General features: G+C 67.8%; 16 protein-coding genes. 7 read left to right on the plus strand and 9 right to left on the minus strand.

Annotated elements, in window-relative coordinates; translation table 11 throughout:
- Positions 1-123 precede the first annotated feature (123 nt).
- Complete coding sequence (locus KY661_RS04495) at positions 124-1,344, minus strand: cytochrome P450 (protein ID WP_225408998.1); 1,221 nt, start codon at positions 1,342-1,344, stop codon at positions 124-126.
- A gap of 188 nt (positions 1,345-1,532) precedes the next feature.
- Here KY661_RS04495 and KY661_RS04500 point away from each other — a divergent pair, with 188 nt between their 5' ends.
- Both KY661_RS04500 and KY661_RS04505 read left to right on the plus strand, forming a co-directional pair.
- Complete coding sequence (locus tag KY661_RS04500; protein ID WP_225408999.1) at positions 1,533-3,104, plus strand: zinc metalloprotease; 1,572 nt, start codon at positions 1,533-1,535, stop codon at positions 3,102-3,104.
- 385 nt (positions 3,105-3,489) lie between these two features.
- A complete protein-coding gene (locus KY661_RS04505; protein WP_225409000.1) occupies positions 3,490-5,820 on the plus strand; it encodes a carboxypeptidase regulatory-like domain-containing protein in 2,331 nt (776 codons plus the stop codon).
- A 195-nt stretch (positions 5,821-6,015) separates the two neighbouring features.
- Here the strand turns inward: KY661_RS04505 and KY661_RS04510 are convergent, their stop codons facing one another.
- The 4 genes from KY661_RS04510 to KY661_RS04525 all read right to left on the minus strand — a co-directional run bounded on the left by KY661_RS04510 (position 6,016) and on the right by KY661_RS04525 (position 9,375).
- Positions 6,016-6,954, minus strand: coding sequence for a PspC family transcriptional regulator (locus tag KY661_RS04510; protein WP_225409001.1), 939 nt, complete (start codon positions 6,952-6,954; stop codon positions 6,016-6,018).
- Positions 6,955-7,177: 223 nt separating this feature from the next.
- Positions 7,178-7,894, minus strand: a complete 717-nt coding sequence (locus KY661_RS04515; RefSeq protein ID WP_225409002.1) for a DUF5689 domain-containing protein — start codon at positions 7,892-7,894, stop codon at positions 7,178-7,180.
- 43 nt (positions 7,895-7,937) lie between these two features.
- Entirely contained in the window at positions 7,938-8,366 is a 429-nt protein-coding gene (locus KY661_RS04520) for a very short patch repair endonuclease (protein WP_225409003.1), read from the minus strand.
- 7 nt (positions 8,367-8,373) lie between these two features.
- Positions 8,374-9,375, minus strand: coding sequence for a DNA cytosine methyltransferase (locus tag KY661_RS04525; protein ID WP_225409004.1), 1,002 nt, complete (start codon positions 9,373-9,375; stop codon positions 8,374-8,376).
- A 141-nt stretch (positions 9,376-9,516) separates the two neighbouring features.
- On the opposite strand from KY661_RS04525, the gene KY661_RS04530 reads away from it, so the two are divergent.
- On the plus strand, positions 9,517-11,388 hold the full coding sequence (locus tag KY661_RS04530; protein WP_225409005.1) for an erythromycin esterase family protein: 1,872 nt from the start codon (positions 9,517-9,519) through the stop codon (positions 11,386-11,388).
- Here the strand turns inward: KY661_RS04530 and KY661_RS04535 are convergent.
- Together KY661_RS04535 and KY661_RS04540 are read right to left on the minus strand one after the other, a co-directional pair.
- The gene (locus tag KY661_RS04535; RefSeq protein ID WP_225409006.1) at positions 11,375-12,262 is read right to left on the minus strand and encodes an NmrA family NAD(P)-binding protein; all 888 of its coding nucleotides are present in this window, start codon (positions 12,260-12,262) and stop codon (positions 11,375-11,377) included. The genes KY661_RS04530 and KY661_RS04535 overlap by 14 nt on opposite strands.
- Positions 12,259-12,714 carry a nuclear transport factor 2 family protein gene (locus KY661_RS04540; RefSeq protein ID WP_225409007.1) on the minus strand — a complete coding sequence of 152 codons (456 nt, stop codon included), beginning with the start codon at positions 12,712-12,714 and terminating at the stop codon, positions 12,259-12,261. The genes KY661_RS04535 and KY661_RS04540 overlap by 4 nt, the downstream gene beginning before the upstream one ends.
- A gap of 97 nt (positions 12,715-12,811) precedes the next feature.
- Between KY661_RS04540 and KY661_RS04545 the strand changes: the two genes are divergently transcribed.
- On the plus strand, positions 12,812-13,234 hold the full coding sequence (locus KY661_RS04545; RefSeq protein WP_225409008.1) for a winged helix-turn-helix transcriptional regulator: 423 nt from the start codon (positions 12,812-12,814) through the stop codon (positions 13,232-13,234).
- Between the two features lie 45 nt (positions 13,235-13,279).
- On the opposite strand, the gene KY661_RS04550 is transcribed toward KY661_RS04545, so the two are convergent.
- Positions 13,280-15,970 (minus strand): AsmA family protein, encoded by a 2,691-nt coding sequence (locus KY661_RS04550; RefSeq protein WP_225409009.1) that lies wholly within the window; start codon positions 15,968-15,970, stop codon positions 13,280-13,282.
- A gap of 312 nt (positions 15,971-16,282) precedes the next feature.
- On the opposite strand from KY661_RS04550, the gene KY661_RS04555 reads away from it, so the two are divergent.
- Entirely contained in the window at positions 16,283-17,755 is a 1,473-nt protein-coding gene (locus tag KY661_RS04555; RefSeq protein WP_225409010.1) for an RCC1 domain-containing protein, read from the plus strand.
- A 106-nt stretch (positions 17,756-17,861) separates the two neighbouring features.
- On the opposite strand, the gene KY661_RS04560 is transcribed toward KY661_RS04555, so the two are convergent.
- Positions 17,862-18,434, minus strand: a complete 573-nt coding sequence (locus tag KY661_RS04560) for a head protein (RefSeq protein WP_225409011.1) — start codon at positions 18,432-18,434, stop codon at positions 17,862-17,864.
- 759 nt (positions 18,435-19,193) lie between these two features.
- Between KY661_RS04560 and KY661_RS04565 the strand changes: the two genes are divergently transcribed.
- On the plus strand, positions 19,194-19,448 hold the full coding sequence (locus KY661_RS04565) for a hypothetical protein (RefSeq protein ID WP_225409012.1): 255 nt from the start codon (positions 19,194-19,196) through the stop codon (positions 19,446-19,448).
- A gap of 362 nt (positions 19,449-19,810) precedes the next feature.
- The gene (locus KY661_RS04570; RefSeq protein ID WP_225409013.1) at positions 19,811-25,135 is read left to right on the plus strand and encodes an Ig-like domain-containing protein; all 5,325 of its coding nucleotides are present in this window, start codon (positions 19,811-19,813) and stop codon (positions 25,133-25,135) included.
- Positions 25,136-25,145: the final 10 nt, after the last annotated feature.

Raw genomic sequence — 25,145 nt, forward strand, 5'->3', positions numbered from 1 at the left:
ATGCAGGCCAAAAAAGAAACCATGCGCATGGGGCAAATCTAGCAAGAGGCCTCGAGGGGCCGGAGCCCCTTTGGCCAGGTCAATCCCCTGGCGGCGGCATGGTGGCGTACGAGCGGCAGTGACTCAGGCGCTCGGGAAGCGCACGTGCAGCGAGCTGGGCCCACGATCCTGGAAGTTGGAGCCCTGGTAGTCGTAGGGCCTGCCAGCGAGCTCCCAGCGCGGAAGCGTGAGCAGGGCGCGCAGGGCCTCCTCGACCTCGAGACGCACGAGAGAGGCGCCGGGGCAGTAGTGGGCGCCGACCCCAAAGGTCATATGCCGGTTGGCCGTCCGGGTGATGTCGAAGCGATCCGGGTCGGGGAACACGGCGGGATCGCGGTTGGCCGCGGCGGCCATCGCGTAGACGAACCGCCCCTTGGGGATCCTCGTGCCGTTCAGCGCCGTGTCCTCCACGCACAGCCGGTTGATGGACAGGATGGCCGGCTCATGGCGCAAGCTCTCTTCGATGGCACCCCGGGTGAGGCCCGTGTCCTGCCTCAACGCGCGCAGCGGCTCGGGGTGCTTGAGGAGCGCGAGGACCGTGTTGGTGATCTGGTTCGTCGACGTGACGAAGCCCGCGCCGATCATCTGGAAGGACTGGATGACGGCCTCCCCCGCGAGCTGGGGATTGCCGTCCTCCCCCGCGATGAGCTGGCTGACGAGATCCTCGCCGGGTGCCGCACGGCGCTTCTCGACGAGGTCCGTCAGGTAAGCCACCATGTCGTTGGAGGTCCGCCGCACGGAGTTCCTCGCCTCGTCCGTGCCGATCCCCACGCCTGCGGGCTTGAGCAGGTCTTTCGACCAGCGCATGAACTGCGGCCGATCCACTTCAGGAAGCGCGAACAGCTCGGCGATGGCATTGATGGCGATGGGCTCCGCGAAGTCCGCGACGACGTCCATCTCCCCCTGGCGCCGTCCCTTCTCCAGGGCCCGCTCCACGAGTGACGCGAGCTGGGGGCGGAAGCGCTCGAGCACCGCCGGCGTGAAGCCCTTCATGACGAGCTGGCGCAGCAGCGCGTGGCGGGGCGGATCCTGGAAGAAGACGAGCCGTGACCAGGTGGCGAGCATCTTCTTCGACGTCTCGTCCTCTCCCAGCAGCCCGAGCCCCCCGAGCATCTCGTTCGCGCGCCGCGAGGAGAAACACGGACTCTTGGTGACCGCCTCGATGTCGGCACCCCGCGTGAGGATGAAGGACTGGTAGGGCTCGAAGAAGTAGACGGGCTGCTGGGTGCGCAACCGTTCGAACGTGGGGAATGGATTGGCGAAGAAGCTCTCACTCGTCAGATCGATACTGTCGCTTGCGCTCATCGCTTCTCCTGTGACGCGTGGCGAGACCGGCTGGGAAACTAGCAGACGTCTCGGGAGGATGGGACCGGGACTGCCCGCGCAGCCAGGTTTGTTCTCTCCACGGCGGCACCTACTGCATCGCGAACACCGCAGGCACGGCGGTGTTCGCGCCATCCCGGCGTGTCGGCGCAGGAACGAGGAGCAGAACCATGGCCGTCACCTACACCATCCGCATCCATGCGATTCCCTTGTCCGACGACGACGGCGCTCGTTCCTGCAGCGTCACACCGCAGGCTTTCGCGAGCGCGCTCGAAACCGTCAACGATATTTTCGAGCAGGCAAACCTGCGTTTCACCTTCGATCCGGTGAAGGACTGGCATCCACGCAAGAGCACCTCGCTGAACCGGCTCAGCAACGGCAACAAAGGGGAGTGGTGGAAGGAGGCGAACGAGGTCGCGGCCGGTATCCGTGGCCAGCTCACGGTGTTCCTGCGTTGGGGCGCCGATCCGGACAAGTCCGATAACAACTGGTTCGCGTACCCTCCCGACACCGGCCAGAAGCAGCCGCCCCTGGCGAAGCTGCTGTACGAGAACATCGACTTCGTGGTGATCACCAACCAGTCCTCGAAGTTCGCGGGTACCGCCGGGACCGGCGCTGTCCTTGCACATGAGTTCGGTCATTACTTCGGCCTGTTTCATACGCATCCGGGCTGGGGGACGACCAAAGTCGAGAAGGTGATCGAGTTGGTGAAGGAACAGGGGGCGGCCGGACTTGACGGAGACCTGCTGTCCGATACCGAGCCCGACTGCTGCGTCGCTTATTACACGGCCAACGTCAGCAGCGACCTCTGCGGCGGCCCGGCGAGCTTCAAGATCGAAGGCATCACGTTCAAGCCGGACCGCCTGAACCTGATGAGCTACTACAACAGGTGCCATCCGCCGGTGACCTTGTCGCCGCAGCAGTTGCAGGTGATCCGCACCACCGTCCATCATAAGACGCGCAAGCACCTGATCGAGACCAGCGCCGGAGTCCGGTATGCCGGCGTGTTTTCCGACAGCCGTGAAGAGCAGGCGCTGTGGGTGGGCGACGACTGGGAAGGCTTCGAGGCGAAGTGGAAGGAACTGGCGAAGAAGAACCTGCGCCTGGCAGATTTCGAGACGTATGTCGTCGACTCGAAGCAACGCTACACCGGCGTCTTCGAAGCCGGTACCGACGAGCAGGCGCTGTGGGTGGGCGACGACTGGGACGGCTTCGAGGCGAAGTGGAAGGAGCTGGCGAAGAAGAACCTGCGGCTGATTGACCTGGAAACGTGGCTCGACGGCAAGACCCGCCGCTACGGGGGTGTCTTCCGCACCGGCACCGACGAGCAGGCGCTGTGGGTGGGCGACGACTGGGACGGCTTCGAAGCGAAGTGGAAGGAGCTGGCGAAGAAGAGCCTGCGGCTGATCAGCCTGAAAACGTGGCTCGACGGTAAGACCCGCCGCTACGCCGGCGTCTTCCGCACCGGCGCCGACGAGCAGGCACTGTGGGTGGGCGACGACTGGGAAGGCTTCGAAGCGAAGTGGAAGGAACTGGCGAAGAAGAACCTGCGGCTGATCGACCTGGAAACGTGGCTCGACGGCAAGACCCGCCGCTACGCCGGCGTCTTCCGCACCGGCACCTACTCTCAGGCCTTGTGGGTGGGCGATGACTGGTTCGGCTTCGAGAAGCAATGGCAGGCGCAGGCAAAGAAGGGCCGGCGCCTCGTCGATATCGAAGTGTACGGCTCGAAGGTCACGTGACCGAACGTTGCTGGCAGCGGACCTGCTGAAGGACTTACTTACGCCGTGCTCACGGGTGCCGAGAGCGCTCCGAGTCGAGTAGAACGTCAGACCCTCATGGTCTAAAGGCAAGGAACTCACGGTTTCAAAGAGAGACCGGAGTGGCAAAGCAAGCCCTTCCCTGCTGCGCTTCTACGACAAGGTCCTCATGCCTTTACACGCTCTCCTTTATCGGACGGTCCTCGTGGCCATGGTGTTGGTGTCACTCCCTGGCGCCGCCTGGGCACAAGCTGCCCTGAGCGGGCAGGTGAAGTTCTCCGATGGCAGCATTGGGGCGGGAGTGACCGTTTACGCCAGGGTGCCATCGAGCACCCAGGCGTATCGGGCCACCGCGGACGCAGCCGGTATGTACTCGCTGCAATTGATTCCTGGCACCTACAACGTCGGCGTCGACTTCGCCTTCCACAACTTCAGTGGCATGGATCCCCTGGTCTCCGCACTGTCCATCAGCACTCCCACCACGCTCAATCTGACGGCCCATGACATCCAGCTCAACGGCCGGGTCGTCAACAGCAGCGGCCAGCCGGTGGCCAACGTGCGCCTGTGGGGCGAGGCGTTGAGTGGTGGCTACGACTCGGATCGTGAGCTGTCTCCCGTGTCTGGAGCCGACGGCCGCTTCCAGGTGCGCATGCTTCCAGGCACCTACTCCTCGATGCAGTTGGAGCCTCCCACGGGTGGCCCCTATGTCATCACGCCTCTTCCGAATCAGACGTTCTCGGGCAACACCACGCAGGACTTCGTCCTGGGCAGTGTCATCCACCTCTCCGGGCAGGTGAAGTTCTCCGACGGCAGCATCGCGGCGGGAGCGACCGTTTATGCCAGAACATCCCCGGGCGGCGTCATGTACCGGGCCACCACGGATGCAGCCGGGATGTACTCGCTGCCGTTCATCCCTGGCACCTACAGCGTCGGCGTCGAGTTCACCTCACCCGGCTTCATGGGCACGGCGCTCGTGTTTCCCTCCCGGGCCTTCAGCACCAGCAGCACACTCGATCTGACGATTCAGGACATCCAGCTCAACGGCCGGGTCGTCAACAGCAGCGGCCAGCCAGTGGCCAACGTGCGCCTGCGGGGCGGGGTGTATCGCAACAACGGTTGGAATGGGCTGTCTCCCGTGTCTGGAGCCGACGGCCGCTTCCAGGTCCGCATGGTTCCGGCCACCTACCTCTCGATGCAGTTGGAGCCTCCCACGGGTGGCCCCTATGTCATCACGCCTCTTCCGAATCAGACGTTCTCGGGCAACACCACGCAGGACTTCGTCCTGGGCAGTGCCATCCACCTCTCCGGGCAAGTGAAATTCTCTGATGGCAGCCTCGCGGCGGGAGTGTCCGTCTATGCCCAGGAACCCTCGAGCTCCACCGCCACGTATCGGGCCACCACGGATGCCGCCGGGATGTACGCGCTGCCGTTCATCCCTGGCACCTACAACGTCGGCGTCGAGTTCACCTCACCCGGCTTCACGGGCTCGCAGACCCTGCTGTTCTCCCAGCCCTTCAGCACCAGTAGCACACTCAACCTGGCGGTCCGGGACCTCCAGCTCCATGGCCGGGTCGTCAACAGCAGCGGCCAGCCGGTGGCCAACGTGCGCCTGCGGGGCTCGATGTATCGCGGCATCGGCTGGAATGAGCTGTCTGCCCTGTCTGGAGCCGACGGCCGCTTCCAGGTACGCATGGTTCCAGGCACCTACTCCTCGATGCAGCTCGAGCCGTACACCCCCGCGTACTTGATGGTGCCGCTGCCGTTCCAGACGTTCTCCGCTTCCCTCAGTCAGGAGTACGTCATGGCCGACAACGACGAGTGCATGGTGGACAACGGCGGGTGCAATGTGAACGCCACGTGCACGAACCTCCCCGGCTCGCGCACGTGCGCCTGCAACGCCGGCTACTCAGGCGATGGCATCAGCTGCGTGGAGGTGCCTCCCGGGACGCTGACCGTCACCGCCCCCAACGGCGGCGAGCAGTGGTCCACGGGCTCCGTCCGGAACATCACCTGGGCATCCTCCGGGGTGAGTCAAGTGAACCTCCGGTATTCGCTCGACAACGGTTCCACCTGGGCGCTCATCGCCGCCAACGTGCCGGCCGGCTTGGGCGCCTATGCCTGGACGCTGCCTGCCTCGACTTCCTTGAGCGCCCTCGTGCGCATCGCGGACGCCCAGAACGGCAACCTCGTGGATACCAGCAACGCCACGTTCACCGTGACCTCCGGGCGTGTCATCCTCAATGAGATTCTCGCCAACGAGCCCGGCTCGGCCACCGCTGGCGAGTTCGTCGAGCTGGTCAACGCGGGCAGCACGGCCATGGATCTCAGCGGCTGGGTTCTCTGGGACGCCACGGAGGTGCGCCACACGTTTGCTTCCGGCACCGTGCTTGCTCCGGGCAAGGCCCTGGTGGTGTTCGGTGCGGCCTCCGGTATGCCGTTGTGCTCCTGCACGTCCAATGCCGTGGCCGCCACCACCGGCAGCCTCAGCCTGGGCAATGCCGGCGACACTGTCACCGTGAAGAACGCCGTCGGCACCGTCATCGACACCTTCACCTATTCCAGCGCATTGGCCGGGGCCGATGGCGTGTCGATGAACCGCAGCCCGGATGCTCAGCCGGGGGGCAGCTTCCTGCTGCACAACACGCTCTCGCCTCTCTCGGCCTCGGCTGGCAAGCGCGCGAACGGCTCCTCCTTCTAACTCAGCTCGGACGCGCCGGGCGTTACAGCGCTCGGCGCGTCCGGTGTCCCCTGGGGACTGCTGCTTGCAGGTGTGAGCGTCACCCGCTTCGGTGGACAGGCTGACGCTGCCGCTCGATGCGCTCGCTCATGCTCCAGCCCACGACGCGGCGACTGAGCGCGCGGTAGCAGGACGGAGGGGAAGACCGCGCTGGACTCAGAACTGCGGGGTCTGCGGGGCCTTCACGGCCTCGGCGACGGTCTTGGCCAGAGAGGGCAGGGCGTTCGCGCCGCTGGCCTGGTCCACGAGGCTCGTCACGGCCTCGGCCACCTGGGTCACGGTGGCGACGGCGTTGGCCACCGTGTCCAGCAGGGCGCTCAGGCCCGAGCCGGACTGGCCGCTGGCGTCCAGGGCGGGGCCGCCGAAGCCGCCAGCCGCGTACGGGTCCATCGCAGGGCCCGGCCCCATCATGCCCAGCTCGGGGGGCAGGCCACCGGCCGCGTACGGGTCCATCGCAGGGCCCGGCCCCATCATGCCCAGCTCGGGGGGCAGGCCACCGGCCGCGTACGGGTCCATCATGGGCGCACCGGCCAGTTCCGGGGGCAGGCCACCGGCGGCGTACGGATCCATGGCGTACGGGTCCATCATGGGCGCCATCATCTGCGGCGCCATCATGCCGAGCATGGAGGCGGCATCGAGCCCGGCCCCGGCCAGTCCGGCGGCACCTTCGGCGATTCCGCCGAAGACATCGCCCACGCCGCCCAGCCCGTTGCCCAGCCCGTTGCCCAGCCCGTGCGGCTTGTTCAGCCCGCCCGGCTTGAGGCTGTCCAGGTTGAAGTCCGGCTTGTTCAGCCCGCCCGGCTTGTTCAGCCCGCCCGGCTTGAGGCTGTCCAGGTTGAAGTCCGGCTTGTTGGACTGGGGCTTGCCGTTGATGTCCGGGCGCGGGGTGAAGGTGGGCTTCGCGTCCGGCTTGGGGGTCTGGGGCTTGAAGTCCGGCTTGTTGGACTGGGGCTTGCCGTTGATGTCCGGGCGCGGGGTGAAGGTGGGCTTCGCGTCCGGCTTGGGGGTCTGGGGCTTGGGAGCGCTGGGCTTGAAGTCCGGAATCTTGCCGCCGCCCTTGAAGAGGTTGCCAACACCACCGAGTTTGATGCCCATGACGTGCTCCGGAAGGACGAGAGATTGAGAGGAGGAGGAAGCCTTGACGGGAAGGCTTCATTGCAGCGTGCGTGCCAGGCCCTGAGGCCTGCCCAAACCCTGTCTTCTCAAGCAGTTACGTCACGAAGGTGTGCTTCCGGTGGCCAGGGTGGTGACGGGGCTCACCTGGGAGCAGGGAAAGCCGAGTCACCACTGGTGAGTGGTGTCACCAGGGGGCCTGGGCTCAGTTGAGCGTCAGGTCCGAGGGCTGCCGGGGGATGACCTCGTACTGGGACTCGTACTGCGCGGCGAAGCCCACCACGGTGATGCGCTGGCCGGCGGTAAGCGCCTCCAGCGTGGCCCGGTCGAAGCCCGTGGTGAGGTACACGTAGATCTGCACCTCGCCCGAGCCATCGTTGATGTAGAGCTCGTAGCCGTAGGGCGAGTCGTCCTGGAAGGTGCGGGTGACATTGCCGGTCACCTGCACGAGCCGGCCCTCCACGGGCTCGGCGACTTCGCCGGTGAGCACCGCGCGGGGCGTGACCGTCTGGGTGCCCTGGACCTGTTCGATCTCCGAGGGCTGGCTCTTCAAGATGCGCAGCTTGTTCTGCTCATCCATCGTGCCCTGAACGCGCACCTGCGTGCCCAGGCCGAAGTTCAGCTTCTGATCGAGCTGCACGTAGATGCCGCCGGTGGCGTCCTGGATGGCGAAGCCATTCTCCTCCGTGCCCGAGTTGAAGGCGCCGGGGGGAACCGTGACGTAGCCCTGGATTGTCACCTCGTCGCCATTGGCGCGGCCCCGGGCGTCGGCGATGGCGATGGGCTTGGGAAGCTCCCCATCCTCATCATCCCCGCAGCCGGTCATCCAGGCGGCGAGCGTGACACCGAGCAGCAGGAACGGAAGACGGGGCTTGGAAGCGAAGCGAGGCGAGGGACCAGGAGACAGGGAGGGAGAGGTCATGTCCCTGGTTATCTGCCGGGGCCCTGCTCCGGGCAACCCGAAATCAGGTGGCCTCGGGCCCGGGCGGGGGAAAGAAGCGGCGCAGTTTCTTCTCCAGGACAGCAGGGTGCTGGGCCTCGCATTCCCAGATGACGAGCACGCGAAAGCCGAGCTGGACGAGCTTGCGGCGGTTGCGGCGGTCCCGGAGGACGTTCCGCTCGAGCTTGGCTTGCCAGTAGGACAGGTTCGTCTTCGGGACGTGGCCGTCCACACAGCGCCGGTGCTGGTGCCAGAAGCAGCCGTGGATCAACACCACGGCCTGGTGCCGGCGCAGCACCAGGTCCGGCTTGCCGGGCAGCTCGCTCGCGTGAAGGCGGAAGCGCAAGCCCATGCGGTGCAGGGCCCGGCGCACGGCCAGCTCCGGCACGGTGTCCTTGGCGCGGATGCGCCGCATGTTCTCGCTGCGCGCGGCCCGGGAGAGCGTGTCCGCCATGGCGTGGCTACGCGAGCCGCAACTGCGCGGGCACCTCGGCCAGGGACTTCAGCAGCGCCTTGCGGATGGACACCCCGACCGCGTACGCCACGGGGGGCGGAAACGCGTTGCCCACCTGGCGGTAGGCGGCCGTCTTCCCCCCGGACAGCGTCCATGTGTCCGGAAACCCTTGGATCCGCGCGACCATGGGCACCGTCAGCTTGGGCTTCTGGCTCACGGGGAACGCGGCATCCGGCGGCGCGTTGGCGATGCCCAGCCCATCGACGCCCAGCCGGGCCCATTCGAGCCGCGCCCGGGTGGGTCCGAGATCCGGCCCCCCATGCTTCTTGGAGCCGCCCACGATGGTGGGCGCCAGGGCCTGCGCGCCCGCCACCCAGGCCGGTGCCCCCGGCCAGCCCGCGGCGGCCATGAGGTCTCCGATGGCATGGCCCACGGTGGGCACCTCGCGGTGGGGCTTGGGCCAGGCGAAGTGCTCCGCGGCGGACGGCCGGAGCGCGACGAGGATGAAGCGGGGACGAAGCTGGGGGACGCCGTAGTCCGAGGCGTTCAGCACCCGCCACGCGGCCACGTAGCCGAGCCGCTCCAGCCGGCCGAGGACGGACGCGCGGTAGTCCGCGAAGCGCTCCGCCGCGAGCCCCCGGACATTCTCCAGCATCACCGCCGCGGGGCGGATCTCCTCTACCAGGCGCAGGGCCTCGGGGAACAGGTCGCGCTCATCGTCGGCCCCCAGTTGCTTGCCGGCGATGGAGAAGGGAGGACACGGCACGCCTCCGGCGAGCAGGTCCACCCCCCGGAAGGATGTCCCGGAGAAGCTCCGCAGGTCCTCCTCCAGCACGCGCCACTGGGGCCGGTTCCGCCGCAAGGTGGCGCAGGCGTGCGCGTCGATCTCCACGGCGGCCACGTGCTCGAAGCCGGCCAGGTCCAGGCCGATGGCTTGTCCTCCCGCGCCGGCGCAGAGCTCGATCGCCGTGAGCGTGGGCTTTCGTGAGCGAAGACGAGCGGGCCTCATGGGCGGCCTCCTGCGGCGGGCTGGGGGAGCAAGGCGGGCATGGGCGCGTCCGGTTCATTCTCGCCAGGAACCGGGCTGCCTCCAGAAAAAAGGACGTGAATGCCCGTATGCTTCATGGGAACACGCTCCGGAACTTCACACATGCGCTTTCGTCCGTGGTGGTTGCTCGCGCTGGGCCTGGGGTGTACCTCGGCCCGCTCCGATTCCGGACCTCCTCCCGTCACCGCCCCGGCGCGGGCGGGGCTGCCGGGCCAGGTGCTGGACGCGCAAGGCGCCCCCCTTCCAGGGACGCGGATCACCGTGATTCCACGGGTGCCCTCCTGGGATGTGCGCTCGGATGCTCCCGTGGCGCGCGTCACCTCGGGGGCTGGGGGCCGCTTCGAGGTGCCTTCGCTCCCGCCGGGAGAGTACGGCCTTGCCGGCATCACCTCTGATGGGCTCTTCGCCGTGGGCGAGACGCTGAAGGTGGAGGCAGACCAGCCCGTGAAGCCCCTGGAGCTCCGGGCGGAGATCGCCTCACCTGGGCTGCTGGAGGGCATCGTGGTGGACGAGGCCGGCGCGCCCCTGCCCGGGGTGGCTTTGCGCATCGTCCGGGCGGGGATGCCCTTTGACGACGTCGCGCTGCTCGAAGCCTCACCGGAGGGCCGCTTCCAGGTGAGGAGCGCGGAGGGCGCCCACAGCGTCATCGCCTCCGCGCCCGGCTTCTCGACGGTGATGCAGCGGGTGCCCCGGAGGGGCGAGCCCGTCACGGTGCGCCTGGAGCGGGCGGCGGACCCGTCCATGTCCCGGGCGGCCGTGGCGTGGATGAAACAGACCGGGGTGCCGCTGAAGTCGGTGGAGGCGGGGCAGGGGCTGGAGGACCTGGCGCCGCTGAAGCCGGTGCTGAAGGACACGCGCGTGGTGGCGCTGGGGGAGGCCACGCACGGCACGCGGGAGTTCTTCCAGCTCAAGCACCGCATGCTGGAGTTCCTGGTGACGGAGCTGGGCTTCACCGTCTTCGCCCTGGAGGAGAACTTCGCCGAAGGGCTCGCCTTCAATGACTACGTGCTCGACGGTAAGGGAGACCCCGCGCGGCTCCTGAGCGGTTCCGCCTGGAACACGGAGGAGGTCCTGGCGCTCCTCCACTGGATGCGCCGCTACAATGAAGACCCCGCCCACCCGAAGAAGCTGAAGTTCTACGGCGTGGACATGCAGTTCTCGCCCGAGGCCGTGGCGCGCGTGAAGGCCTACCTGGCCCAGGTGGACACGGCGCAGGGAGCGCAGGCCGGGGAGATGCTCGGGAGGCTGGCCCTGCCCAAGGCCGGTTTCAGCCGGCTCCCGGCGGAGCGCCAGCAGGAGGCGAGGGCGCACCTCGACGCCCTGGCCGGGCGGTTCGAGGCGGAGAAAGCCCGGTACATCCGCGAGTCCAGCGCGGCGCAGTGGGCGGTGGCGCGCCAGTGCGTACGCGTGCTGCGCCAGTTCGTGGGCAAGGTCCTCCAGGAAGAGGAGGAGCTGCGGGACCGGGCGATGGCGGAGAACCTGCTCTGGGCCTTGGAGCACGAAGGGCCCGGCACGCGGGCGGTGCTGTGGGCGCACAACGGGCACGTGCAGCGGGGCCCGGGCGAGTGGCGAGAGTACGCCGCGGGCCGGCACCTGGCGGACGCGCTCGGCCCCTCCTTCTATGTGTTCGGGATGGCCTTTCACCGGGGCGAGTTCCTCGCGTTCAACATGGACCCCCAGCCGCCCCCGGGCCGCAAGGGCAGGGTGGCCTTCTCCGTGCCGCCGGAGCCGGAGGACACGCTGGATGCCGCGCTGGCCGCCACGGGCTGGCCCGTGTTCGCGCTGGACCTTCGCGCCCTGCCGCGCACGGGCCCGGCGTACGAGTGGTGGCGGCGCTCGCGGCGCGCCCACGACATCGGCTTCATCTACTCGGACGGGGGCTATCCCTCCCTGGCGCAGGTCCACGCGCTGCGGCTCTACGACGGCCTGCTGTTCGTGGAGCGCACCACCGCGGCGCGGCTCAACCCCCGGTAGCCAGCAGGGGCAGCAGCTTGTTCCGGGCGAACGCCTCGAACGTCGTCGGCGTGAAGGCCTCGGGCGTGCGCGCCGTCGCGTAGATGCCCTGTGGGTCTCCGAGCGCCCGGAACAGGTCCCCCAACTGCTTCTGCACGGTGGGGTTCACGCCCTGGGCGCGGAGCTGCTGCTGCAAGGCCTCCTCGGACACCCGCTCATACCGGACGGGCTTGCCGGACACCCGGGTGAGGAGGGCCGCCACCTCCGTCAGGGTCAGGTTCTCCGGCCCGAGCAGGTTCCGCGTCCAGTGGCCCGCCCAGCCTCCATCGAGCAGGTACTTCGCGGCCACATCGCCAATGTCATCCGTGCTGATCCACGGGATGTCGTGGTCCTCCGCGTAGGGAAAGGACAGGACACCGTGGCGGAGAGACTCCACCTGGGCCAGACAGTTCTCCATGAAGTAGCCAGGTCTCAGGTGCAGCACGTTCGGGGCAGCGCGGTTGAAGATCTCCTCGACCTCCGCGGCGAAGGAGACCGTGCCGAGCGGGGCGTTCGCGTTGGCCCCCACGGAGGAGATGCAGACCACGCGCGGGATGCGATGCTCCCGGACGGCCTGCGCGGCGGCCGTGGCCGTCTGGAGATACCAGTCGCGCAGGTCCTTCGCGCCGGGGTTCGGAGGGGCCAGATAGAACAGCGCCTCCGCGCCCTTGGCGGCGGAGAGCAGCCCGGGGGCATCGTCGCTGCCAACGGGCAGGACTCGGGCGCCCCGGGCGCTCAAGGCCGAGAGCTTCGCGGGGTGACGCGAGAGCAGCACGGCCTCGGCGCCGGCCGCGACCACCTGCTCCGCCACGCGGGAGCCGATGTTGCCGGAGGCGGCGGTGATGACGATCTTCATGACCGTCCCCCGGCCTCGAAGGCGTTGGCAACCCCCTGGTGCCCTCCAAAGGCCTGGATGACGGGGACCGGGTTCCAGTACTCGCGATAGTGGATGATCCGCTCGCCATCCGTCTCCAGGCGCATCACGTAGTCCTGTACGTACCGGAGCCCGGTGCTCGAGATGGTGGCCTCGCCATGGACCTCGGCGAACAGCACATGGGGCTCGTGCGTGGGGAAGACCCGGAGGTCCGAGAAGACGAAGTCCCGCATCATCGCGGGCACGCCCTGCGCGTAGGCGGTGATGGCGGCCTTGCCCGCCAACCGGGCCGGGGTGCCCACGGAAGGCGCATAGGGGAACTCGATGACGGCGTTCTCGGCGAACAGCTCCAGCCACGCCGGCATGTCCTTGATGACGAGCGCGAGGTGTGCGGCGAAGAGCTCCGCGGCTTTTCCTGGGTGTGGCGTCTGCATGAGGCCTCCTGGGCGGTGTTCGCGAACCAAGGTAACGGCCTCACTACCCATTGGGAAGTAGGCACCTTTTGGTATAGTAGGTACCTGGAGGTAAGTGATGGCGGGAAAGAGAGCGGACGAGGCGGTGCGGCAGCAGCTCGTGACGGGACTGCTGGAGCGCATGCTCGTGAAGGACGTGTTCGATGAGACCTGTATCGTGAATCAGGCGCTCGTCTTGCTGGCGGACAAGTGGTCCCTGCTGGTGCTCATCGTGCTGATGCAGGGCACGAAGCGCTATAGCGAGCTGCAGCGGCAGATCCGGGGCGTGTCACCGAAGATGCTGACGCAGACCTTGCGCGCGCTGGAGGAGAACGAGCTGGTGGAGCGGCAAGTGTTCCCCGAGGTGCCCCCGCGGGTGGAGTACCGCCTGACGGCGTTTGGAAAGAGCCTGAGCCATCCGCTGGCGGCGCTCTGCGACTGGTCGTTCGAGCACGAGCCCCAGCTGCGGAAGGTCTACGCCCGGGTCCGCCCGGCGTCCTGAGCCGCCCCCGCTCCGGGAAGGAGGGGGGCGTGGACATGGGAGAGGCTACTTCCCGAAGACGCCGCGCAGGCGCTTCTTGGCCTCTTCCTCGGCCTTCTTCTTGGCCTCCTCCTGTTTGGCGCGGGCGGCGGCCTCCAGCTTGGCCTTTTCCTCGGCGGCCTTCTGCTCCAGGGCCTGCTTCTGGCGCTCGGCCTCCTCCCGGCCACCGGCGACGAGGTCCTGCACCGGCTTGGCCTTGTCCCCGAGGAGCTGTCCGGCGAGGCCGCCCAAGGCCTGCTTGGCGATGGCCGTGGCGGCGGGCTTCACGTCCAGGCCCGTCACCTTGGGGCTCCACGCGGGCCCGGTGAGGTTGAGTGTTACCGGGATGGCCTCGGTGGGCGTGGCCTTGCCGAGGGTGAGCGTCTTGATGGTCTGCGGGGTGAGGTTCACCGTGCCGTTCAGGTCCAGCTCCCCATCCAGCCGGATGCCGCCGGTGAAGTTCATCGTGCCCTCGGGGCGCGACCAGGTGAGGGGCTTGTCGAGCTGCGCCACGCCGTTCTTGATCTCCACGCCGAAGGGCAGGTTCTCGCCCAGCGAGGTGACATCGCCGCTGCGCAGGGCCTTGGCCGCGAAGGGCAGCGCCTTGGCCAGCGGCTCGGTGACCGCCGAGACGATGTCCAGGCCCAGGAGCGAGCCATTGGCCACGTTGCCGTTGATGGCGCCCAGCAGCGTCTGCTTGAGCTGATCCGGGTTGTAGCCCACGCCCTTCACGTCCACGTTTCCGTTGAAGGTGCCCGTCATCACCTTCTTGGGGGTGAAGGCGGACAGCGCCGAGCCCATCTCCACCGCCTGCACCTTCACCTTGGCCTCGAAGGGCCGCTGCTCGGGCAGGGGCCCCAGGCGCATCTGCGTGCCGTCGGCCACCACCGAGCCGCCGTAGATGCCCGCGGTCAGCTTCTCCACCTTGATGAGGTCATCCACCATGGTGACGTGGGCCACGATGTTGGACAGGTCCATCCCGCTGTAGCGCACGGCGCCCACCTGGAACTTCATGTCCCCGCGGTAGCCGTTGAAGCGCGTGGCGTCATCCGAAGGGGGCTCCTCCTTGCCGCCGGTGCGCGCCACCACCTCTTCCTCGGGCAGCAGCAGCGCGTCCGCGTCAATCTTCGGGCTCTTCATGTCCAGGGCGAACGTGGTCGTCTGCTTCTTGCCCTGGCCCGCGAGCGCCGCGGAGGCGGTGCCGGTGAGCGTGTCCTCCAGCACGTTGAGCGTGAGCTGGCGCACGTCCACCTTCATGCCGTCCTTCGTGGGCTGGTAGGTGCCGGCCACGGCCGCATCGAGCCGCTGGCCGGGCGTCTTGTTCAGCACCAGGCCCGGGCGCATGTCCACGCCGGCGAGGTTCGCCTTCGCATCGAAGCGCAGGGCGCCGCCGCTGGCCGCCGCGCCGGTGACGCGGGCGGTGAGCTTCATGGGGGCACCGGGCTCCTTGCTGAGCTGGGCGGGAACGCGCAGCCGCACCGGCGTGAGGTCCACCTCCGCGTCCAGCGCCTGGGCCTCCTGGGTGCCGCTGCCCTTCACGGACAGGCCCACGGGGCCGGCAATCATGCCGCCCAGCATCTTCTTGAGCGGCGGGTAGTAGTCGGAGAGCACCGCCGGGTCGAGATCATGGCTCGTCAGCTCGAAGCCCTCCACGGAGGGGCTGTCGCCGAGCATGCCCTTCACGCGGCCCTTGCCGTCGATGCCGGCGGGGCCGAAGTCGAGCTTGAAGCGGTCGAGCGCCAGGTCTCCGGCGGCGAGGTCCGCCTTCACGTTCGTGTCGAGCACCACGTCGAGCGCCTTGCCGCCCTCGGAGCCCGCGAACTTCAGGCCCAGGGCGCGGATGGCGCCCTCCAGCCGGGTGGGGCCCTTGCCGCCGGGGATGGCGGCGCCCAGCTCGGCCTTCCAGTCCGCCGTCAGGGTGCCGGCCTGGAAGCCCACGCTGGGGGGAAGGAAGGGGCCCAGGGGGGCGAGGTCGATGGCCTCGGCCTTGAGGGAGAGGCGCTCGGGGGTGGGCACCAGGGTGGGGGGCAGCGGCGAGGCGGCCAGGGTGGCGAAGAGGTTCTGCTTCTGGGCGAGCACGGCGGCGGCGAGCTTCACCTCGAGGGGCTGGCCCACGCGCAGGTCCTTCACCTCGATGTCGAGGTCCGACACGGCCAGCTCCTGGGCCTTGGCGCCGGAGCGGTCCACGAAGCGGATGGTGCCATCGGTGAGGGCGGCGCGGTCCACGCGCACGCCGGACAGGTCCGTGGGCTTCTCGTCCTCGGCGGGGGCCTCCTCCTCGGGCTTCTGCTGGCTGGCGAGCCGCTCCTGGAGGCGCTGCACGTTGGTGGTGCCATCGGGCAGGCGGATGACGTTGACGGTGAGGCCGGTGACCTCCGCGTTGAGCACCTGGATGTCCTTGCCGCTGGAGCGCAGCAGGGGCATGGCGGCCACGCGGACATCGAGGGCCTTCACCTCGGCGAGGGGCATGTCCTCGCCCTCGGCGGCGCCCACGGAGACGTTCTCCACGTCCACGCCGATGTGGGGGAAGAGCTTGGTGGAGATGTCGCCGATCTGGATGGGCCGGCCGAGCAGCTGGGAGTAGGTGGCCGCCTGGGCGCGGGCCTGCTGGAGCAGGATGGCATCGAGCCGCCACAGGACGATGACCACCGCGAGCACCAGGACGGCGAAGATGCCTCCGAGCACATAGGGCCAGCGCCGTTTCTTTCGTGCCTCCATCGCTTGCTTCCTCCTTCTTCGGCCCGGCGGGCGGGGAACTCGCGGGGAACCAATGTTGGGGGCGGAACCTAACCACCTTCCTGTCCCTGTTCAGCCCCGACGTGCGAATGAAAGAAGACTTCATCTTGCAGGGGTGCGGCAGAAGACGCAGGGCCGCCCAGGAAACGGCCTGAAATCAGCGCCTTCCGGGGAATCTCGGCCCCCGCTCGCTGCTTGCCCGCTCACCGGACAAGGTCCAGCGGACAGGAGATTGCCCCACGCAGGCTCCCGGACACGGCAGCCAAGACTCAAAGTGAGACCAGGAGGCGTCGCGTGAAGACACTTCGAGTGCTCTTGCCGCTGGGATTACTGGCCGGTGCTTTGGGTTGTGCGGATTACGACCAAGAGGTTGCAGCCTTCTGCGATCGCAATGGCGAAAGTTGCGACAATACGGCGCCCGTCATCACGCAGAGTTCGCAGTCCGCCACAGAGGTCGAGGCTCGGGGCTTGGTTACCTTGAGCGTGACGGCTCAAGATAAAGAGACGCCGTCCCTGAGCTTCTCATGGGCGTCAACCCTCGGGAACTTAGGGGAGCCCAAAACCACAGGCTCTACCAGTGAGATCACCTGGACCGCCCCTGTCTGTGTGCCTTCGGGCCAGCGTGCAGATGCCACTGTGACGGTGTCCAACGGAATCACGGAGACTGTCTCCAAGACGTTCACCCTCTCCACCGAGCCGTGCCGGATTCTCGCCGTGAGCGCGGGCGGCAGTCATTCGCTGGCGCTGCGCAGTGACGGGACCGTCTGGGCCTGGGGCAGCAACAGTGCCGGTCAACTGGGAAATGGGAGGAAAGACACAGTGCCAGTACCGGTGCCAGGGCAGGTGGTTGGATTGGAAGGAGTCATCGCTGTGGCAGCAGGCTTGTCCCATTCGCTGGCGCTGCGCGAGGATGGCACCGTCTGGGCGTGGGGCAATGGCGGTGAGGGCCAACTCGGGGATGGAAGTGCCCTCGATTGGGACAAGCCCGTACAGGTTTCTGAGGTAACGGGCGTCATCGCTCTGGCGGCAGGCGATAACCACTCCATGGCATTGCGCGGGGATGGAACGGTTTGGGCTTGGGGGGACAATGAGGGCGGCCAGCTAGGGGATGGAACGGACAACGATCAAGCCGTACCGGAGCAGGTGCGAGGACTTCCTGGAGACTGCACGGCATTGGGCGGGGGACTGGACCAATCGCTGGCGGTGTGCGGCGACGGCAATGTCTGGGCATGGGGATACAACGACTCCGGTGAACTCGGAGAAACGATGAGTGAGGAGCAATACACGCCGGTTCAGGTGAAAGGGTTGACCAGGATCAAGGCAGTGGCCTCGGGTGACTCCCACTCACTGGCCCTAAGCGAGGATGGCAGCGTCTGGGCGTGGGGGGATAACAGTGAGAAACAACTCGGTGATGACGACACGGAGGCGGCCCCGCGGCCAACGCCGGTGCAGGTGCAGGGAGTGACAGGCGTCACGGACGTGGCGGCGGGCACTTCCCATTCGGTGGCGTTGACTGCGGATGGCACTCTCTGGGCCTGGGGTCTCAATGATAACGGTGAACTTGGAGACGGCACGGATACATCGCGTGCAAGCCCAGCACGGGTCCAAGGGCTCAAGGACATTGAGGTTTTAGCCGTGGGAGACTCTCATGCAGTGGCGATGGAAGGTGATGGTACTGTGTGGGCTTGGGGGAGTAACAGTTCAGGCCAGCTCGGCAACGGGACTGCCCGGCTGACGCTCGTGCCAGTCAACTCCCAGCTGCCTTGAACGTTGAGGGTGCCTGTAGTGGATCTGCTCATAGAGGTGCGGCGGAAGACGCAGGGCCTTCCAGGGAGCGGTCTGAAATCAGTGCCTTCCGGAAAATCTCCCATTGTCAACAGGGCTCATGGGAGTTTAGGGAACGTGGGAACGGGTAGATCGCGCGGTGCTGAGCGCGGGGCTGATACACCGCGAGATGTGGCTCTCCAGCGATGTGGATGATGGACGAATTGCCGGGAGCCGACTGACGCTGGAACCACGCTTCCGCGTCTTGACGCGTGGCGAAGGAAGCCACAGGGGCTGGGAGTCCATCCCGGAGCAGTCCGTTGAGGACGTGCTCAAGCACGGGGTGTGGGAAGATGCTGCGGTGGTTCTGTTCGCGAATGAAGACAAGCTCGTGATACTGGCCGCCAATCAGGAGGGAGGCCGAGGAAGGGGGCTCGGGAGTTTCCCGCAGCCAGGCCTCCGCTTCTTGGAGCGTGTCGAAAGAGGCCAGGGCCAACGGAAGGTCATTCGAGGCGAGGTGCTTCCGGTAATCCTCGAACGCATACAGTTGCCCCGTGGAATCAATGAAGAGGAGCGCATCGAAGACGGCATCCAAAAGCTCACGCTGCTCGGGGGACGCGGTGTTCGATTGGATTTCCGCGATCAGTGCCTTGGCGTTGGAGAGAAGTTTTCGCGTATTCATCGGTTGTTTTCCACAGATGCCATCCAGAGTACGGGCGCAAGAACGAGGAGTCCTGTTCCAGCCGAGATGACAACGAAGGCCACCCCTGCGATGACGATGATGCCGCCCACCACGACAGCCGCCCGGTGGCGATTCAACCAGTCGATGGCCTCGCCAGGGGCGGAGAACTCTTGGGGCTGAAGCCGCTCCAGTTCCAAGCAATCGACATAGGCCTGTCTGCATTCGTTGCGGCAGAACTCTGATTTCCCGCCTCGCTTTCGTGGAGAGGACTCCCTCATAGCCAGGAGGGAGAGGCCGGTTCATGCAGGTTCGATATTTCCGAGGGGCTCTCTCGCCTGGCCAGTAGATGCTAACGGCTGGATTTACCACGCCCTTGCACCAGCAGGTCCGGGATGCGGTGGCGCGGGCGCGGCCCCTCCGGGGGCCCTCCCAGGAGCGCAAGTGCGGAACTGCTCTCGCGGTCGCGGCGCACGGCAGGCGGGGGGCTGGTCAACTCACGGAGACGCCCTTGGACCTTGATGGCCCCACGCACGTGGAGGCGCTCCTGCGTACCGTCCCTACGAGCGCTTCCCGGAGAGTGGTGGACGCGCCCTCTCGCGTTGATGTCCTCTGCTGCCTCCGTGCGGACGGACACCCGTTGGGCCGTCTGGCCGGCCGACCCTCGGGCACGGGACACGGGTGATCGCGGCGGCGCGGTTAACGGACAGGCCCCTGCCCCTTACCTTTTGTGAAAACCCTGGAATGGAGCAGGAGGCACCCATGGCCCGAAAGAAGACCCCAAAGGCGGAGCCGATCAAGAAAAGCCGGGTCAAGCGGGGCGCTGCGCAAACTGGCCGACTCGTGGCTCGCCCGGAGACCTCGGAGTACCGGGCTGCCGATACCGAGCAGACGCTCCGCGTCCGTGCGGAGATCGACGCGGCACTGGCGAACGCTCGCCGGACGCGCGAGGAGATCGAAGGGCACATCGAGCAGGAGTGGCAGAACCGCACCTTGCCCGGCACCCCCCGGCGGTAAGCCGGGGCACCTGCGGCCTGCACGGCCGCTTCCGGTCAGGGCCCCGGTCGACACGGGGCCCTTGGCTCATTTCTTGAGAATTATGAGCCGCAACGGACGGTGGGTCTCGAAGGCGTGCTGGCGCCTCCCCACCGCTGTGTCAGGAAACGCGGGCAGCTTGCTTGACACGTCAAGAGCCCGGCGTTGACATGTCTCGCGACACTGTCCGCCTGGGGTCCTGAAGGCCCTCTCCCTCGGGCATGGCCCCTCCCATCCCATGGTCTGCCTTGTGCAGTGGCCCTGTGCTGGGACGAAGGTCTCTTCCTTTTGAAAGCAGGTTGAACGTGAAGCCGCATTGGAGTTTCTCATCCCGACTCTTGTCCGTGCCCGCCCAGGCCCTGTGCCTGGCCGTGGGCGTCCTGAGCGCCTCGTGCGCCCAGGAGGCTGCTCTTCCCGAGCACTCCTCGGCCCCCGTGATGGACGCCCCCGCCGTGGCCAGCTCCGCCCTGGTGGGCGTGGACGGCGACCTGACCGTCAGCGCGCCCAACACGCAGCTCAACCAGTACGCGGTGCTCGGCGCTGCCGCCTCGGCGGGCGCCACGAGCTTCGTGGTGGACGACATCGGCAACCTCGCCAGCCCTGACTTCGGCGCCCTGGCGGCCGGCGACCTGCTGATGATCATCCAGATGCAGGGTGCCACCATCGGCACGGACACCACCTCGGCGGCGTTCGGTACCGTCACGGCGCTCAATGGGGCGGGGCTCTACGAGCTCGTCACGGTGGGCTCCATCTCCGGCAACACCATCACCATCAGCACGGCCGGCTGCAGCGGGCTGCGCAACGGCTACGTGTCCGGGGCGGGGACGCAGGTGGTGCGCGTGCCGCAGCTGGCCAGCCTCACCATCAACTCCGGGGCCAGCGTGATGGCCCGGCCCTGGGATGGGACCAAGGGCGGTGTCGTGGCGCTGCAGGTGCAGAACGCCATGACGGTTAACGGCCTTCTGAGCGCGAGCGCGGCGGGCTTCCGGGGCGGGGCGGTAGACAATGACGCCATCACCGGTGTGGTGTCCTACGCTTCCACCTCGAGCAACGACGGCGGAGAGAAGGGCGAGAGCATCGCCGGTTACAAGGCCACCTACGACGCCTTCGGGGGCCGGTACGCCCGCGGCGCGGCGGCCAACGGCGGTGGTGGCGGCAACGCCCACAACGCCGGCGGTGGCGGCGGCGCCAACGGCAGCAACGGCAACACCTGGTCAGGCCAGGGTATCATGAGCGCCTCGGTCACCGGGGCCGCGGCGTGGACGCTGGATCCGGCCTATGCCGCGAACGGCAACGCGCTGACGGACTCCTCGGGTGGCGGCCGCGGTGGCTACACCTTCTCCGCCAACGATTTCGATGCGCGCACGTATGCCCCTGGCCAAGGCGGCTGGAACGGGGACTACCGCCGCGAGGTGGGTGGACTCGGTGGCCGGCCGGTGACGAATGATCCGGCGACGCGGTTGTTCCTGGGCGGTGGCGGAGGCGCGGGCGATGGCAACAACCTCGCGGCCGGCCCGGGCGGCAACGGTGGCGGCATCGTGTGGGTGGTGGCCGATGTGGTGACGGGCTCGGGCACCATCACCTCCAACGGGCAGAACGGCGGCAACACGACGTCCGCTCCCCACAATGACTCGGCGGGCGGCGCAGGCGCGGGTGGCACGGTGGTGGTGGCGGCCCGGTCGTTGACCAGCGTGAGCCTCTTCGCCCAGGGCGGCAAGGGCGGTGACCAGCTCATCCAGGTCACCGAGGCGGAAGGCCCCGGTGGTGGCGGTGGCGGTGGCTACATCGCCATCTCGGGCGGCACGGTGCCGCGCGATGTGTCCGGTGGCGTCAGCGGCGTCACGCAGTCGCCGGCCCTGTCGGAGTTTCCCGTCAACGGCGCCACGTACGGCGCCTCGGGCCAGCTGGGCGCGGCCGTAGCGGCGCTGCCGCTGTGCCTGCCCTCGGACCTGGCCATCACGGTGACGGACGGGCAGACGACCGTGGAGCAGGGTCAGCCCCTCACGTACACCATCACCGTGACCAACAATGGTCCCAACGCGGTGTCGGGCGCAGGGGTGACGGATGCGTTCCCCGCGGCGCTGACGGGCGTGAGCTGGACGTGCGCGCCCGCGGCGTCGTGCTCGGCGCCCAGCGGCACTGGCAACCTCGAGGATGTGCTCCTGTCGCTGCCGAGCGGCGGCTCGGCGGTCTTCACGGTGACGGGCACGGTTAGCCCCACGGCGACCGGCACGCTGACGAACACCGCCACGGTGGCCTCTCCGGCGAGCAACGTGGACCCGGTCCCGGCGAACAACAGCGCCACGGACACGACCACCATCGTCGCTGCTTCGACGGCGGACCTGCAGGTGTCCATCGGGGACTCCCCGGATCCGGTCGTTGTGGGAGGAGCGCTCACCTATACGGTGAACGTCACCAACAACGGGCCGAGCACGGCCTCCACGGTGACGGCGACGGTGAACCTGCCCCCGGGCGCGGTGTTCGTGGGCGCCACGGGCACGGGCTGGACGTGCAATCAGGCGGGAGGCGTCGTGACGTGCACCCGGCCTTCGCTGGGCACGGGTGAGGCGGCTCCGCCCATCACGGTGAATGTGACGGCCCCCACCACTCCGGGCTCCATCACGGCCACCTCGACGGTGAGCACGTCGACTACGGATCCCGTGGCGGGCAACAACTCCGCCTCGCAGAGCACCACCGTGGTGGCGGCCAACCGCCCGCCCGTGGCGAACGATGACACCGTGTCGGTGGGCGCGAACAGCGGCGCCACCGTGGTGAACGTGCTGGGCAACGACACGGATCCGGACACGGGCGACACGCTCACCGTGACGGCCGTGACCCAGTCTGCAAACGGCGGCACGGTGACGCTCGTCGGCGGCGTGGTGAGCTACACCCCGGCCCCGGGCTTCACGGGCACTGACACGTTCACGTACACGATCTCCGACGGCAAGGGCGGGACCGACACGGCCACCGTCACCGTCACCGTCGCTCCGGGCAACGTGCCGCCCACGGCGGTGGACGACAGCATCACGGTGCCTGGCAGCAGCGGCCCGGTCACGGTGCCCGTGCTGGGCAATGACACGGATCCGGACCCGGGCGCGGTGCTCACCGTGACGGAGGTCACCCAGCCCCCCAACGGTACGGTGACGCTCGTCAACGGCGTGGTGACCTACACGCCGAACCCCGGCTTCGTTGGCACCGACACGTTCACCTACACGATTTCGGACGGCCAGGGAGGCTTCGATACGGCCACCGTCACCGTCACCGTCGGCAACAACCCGCCCGTGGCGAACGATGATGCCGTGACGGTGAGCTCGGGCAGCACGGGCACGGTGGTGGACGTGCTGGGCAATGACACGACCGCACCGGACACGGGCGAGACGCTCGCCGTGACGGCCGTGACCCAGCCCGCGAACGGCACGGTGACGCTGGTCAACGGCGTGGTGACCTACACGCCGGCCCCGGCCTTCACTGGCACCGACACGTTCACGTACACTGTGGACGACGGCCACGGTGGCACGGATACGGCCACAGTGACCGTGACCGTCACGCCGAACGCCCCGCCCGTGGGCACCGACGACACCTTCGAGGTGTACCCCGGCGGTGGTCCGATCGACCTGCCCGTGCTGGACAACGACACGGATCCAGACACGGGCGACACGCTCACCGTGATTGAAGTCACCCAGCCCGAGAACGGTGAGGTGAGGCTCGAGAACGGCGTGGTGCGCTACTACCCCAAGCCGGGCTTCGTGGGCACCGACACGTTCACCTACACGGTGTCGGACGGGAAGGGTGGCACCGATGTCGTCACGGTGACCGTGAACGTCGGCTTCGGGGAGGATGAGGATGACATCCGCGTGGTGGGCCGTGGCTGCGCCTCCTCCGGCACCGGCACCCTCGTTCCGCTGGCCCTGATGCTGCTCGCCCTGCCGCTGCTGCGCCGCCGGTCCTTTCAGGGACTGATGCGCATGGGAGGACTCCTGGGTGTGCTCGCCGCCATGTTCGTCTCGGCGCCGGCCCTGGCCCAGGACTCCCAGGGCATCGACGTGCAGCAGTACAAGCCGGGCCCGGGCTCCAAGGACGTGCTGGGCCTGCACAGCGCCCAGATCGCCCCGCACCTGGGCTGGAACCTGGGGCTGTCCATCAACTACGCCCGCAACCCGCTCAACTTCCTCCGGCCGAGCACGGACGAGTTCATCTACAACCTCGTGCGTCACCAGTACACGCTCGACCTGATGGGCTCCATCTCGCTGTTCGACCGGCTCGAGTTGGGTGTGGCGGTGCCCCTGACGCTCCAGAAGGAGCAGTCCTCGGACCCCTTCACCCCTTTTTTGGGTGAGGCCATCGACACCACGGGCCTGGGGGACCTGCGCCTGGTCCCCAAGGTGCGCCTGCTGTCCACCGATGGCGGGCTGCACCTGGCCCTCGTGGTGCCGGTGATTCTTCCGACCTCGGGCGGCAACGAGTTCCGGGGCCGGGAGGGGGTGGCGGCCTTTCCCCGCCTCGTGGGTGAGTGGTCCAGCGAGAAGGGCACGCGCATCATCGCCAACGCGGGCGTGAACCTTCAGCCCCGCGAGACGTTTCGCAACCTGAGCGTGGGCAACGAGTTCGCCTACGGCCTGGGCGCGGAGGTGCCCTTCCACATCAGCGACCACAAGCTCGCCGCCGAGGCCACCATCGCCGGTGCCCTGGGCCTGAAGGATGCCGAGACGGAGGAGCGCCCGCTGGAGGTGCTCGGCGCGCTGAAGTACTTCTTCTCCGAGCAGCTGACCGCCCACGTGGGCGCGGGCCCGGGCCTCACCCGGGGCTATGGCACGCCCGCCTTTCGCATCCTCGCGGGGGTGAACTGGACCGCGAAGCCCGAAGAGAAGCCCGTGCCGGTGGACTCGGATGGGGACGGCCTGATGGACCCCGAGGACCGTTGCCCGAACGAGCCCGAGGACAAGGACGGCTTCCAGGATGAGGACGGCTGCCCGGATCCGGACAACGACCAGGACACCATCCCGGATGTCTCCGACAAGTGCATCAACGAGCCGGAGACGGTGAACGGCTTCGAGGACGCGGACGGCTGCCCGGATGCGGTGCCTGACTCGGATGGGGACGGCCTGACGGATGACAAGGACCGCTGCCCGAATCAGCCCGAGGACAAGGATGGCTTCCAGGACGAGGATGGCTGCCCGGATCCGGACAACGACAAGGACGGCATCCCGGACACCTCCGACGAGTGCATCAACGAGCCGGAGGTCATCAACGGGGTGATGGACGAGGACGGGTGCCCGGACAAGGGTGAGGTGAACGTCCGCGTGGAGGGCAAGAAGTTCTTCATCCTCCAGAAGGTCCACTTCGCCACGAACAAGGACGTCATCCTGGAGCGCTCCTTCAGCCTGCTGAAGCAGGTGGCCGCGGTGCTGCGCGCCAATCCCCAGCTGACCAAGATTCGCGTGGAAGGCCACACGGACAGCCAGGGCTCGGATGCGTTCAACATGGACCTCTCCGACCGCCGCGCGAAGAGCGTGCGCACGTACCTCATCGAGAAGGAGGGCATCGCCGCGGACCGGCTGGAGGCCGTGGGCTACGGCGAGACGCAGCCGGTGGACACCAACGCGACGGCCGCGGGCCGTGAGAACAACCGCCGCGTGATCTTCACCATCCTGGAGCAGTCGGGCGAGTAGTCCTCCACCG

Source organism: Allostigmatella hybrida (genome assembly GCF_020103775.1).
Taxonomy (GTDB): Bacteria; Myxococcota; Myxococcia; order Myxococcales; family Myxococcaceae; genus Hyalangium; species Hyalangium aurantiaca.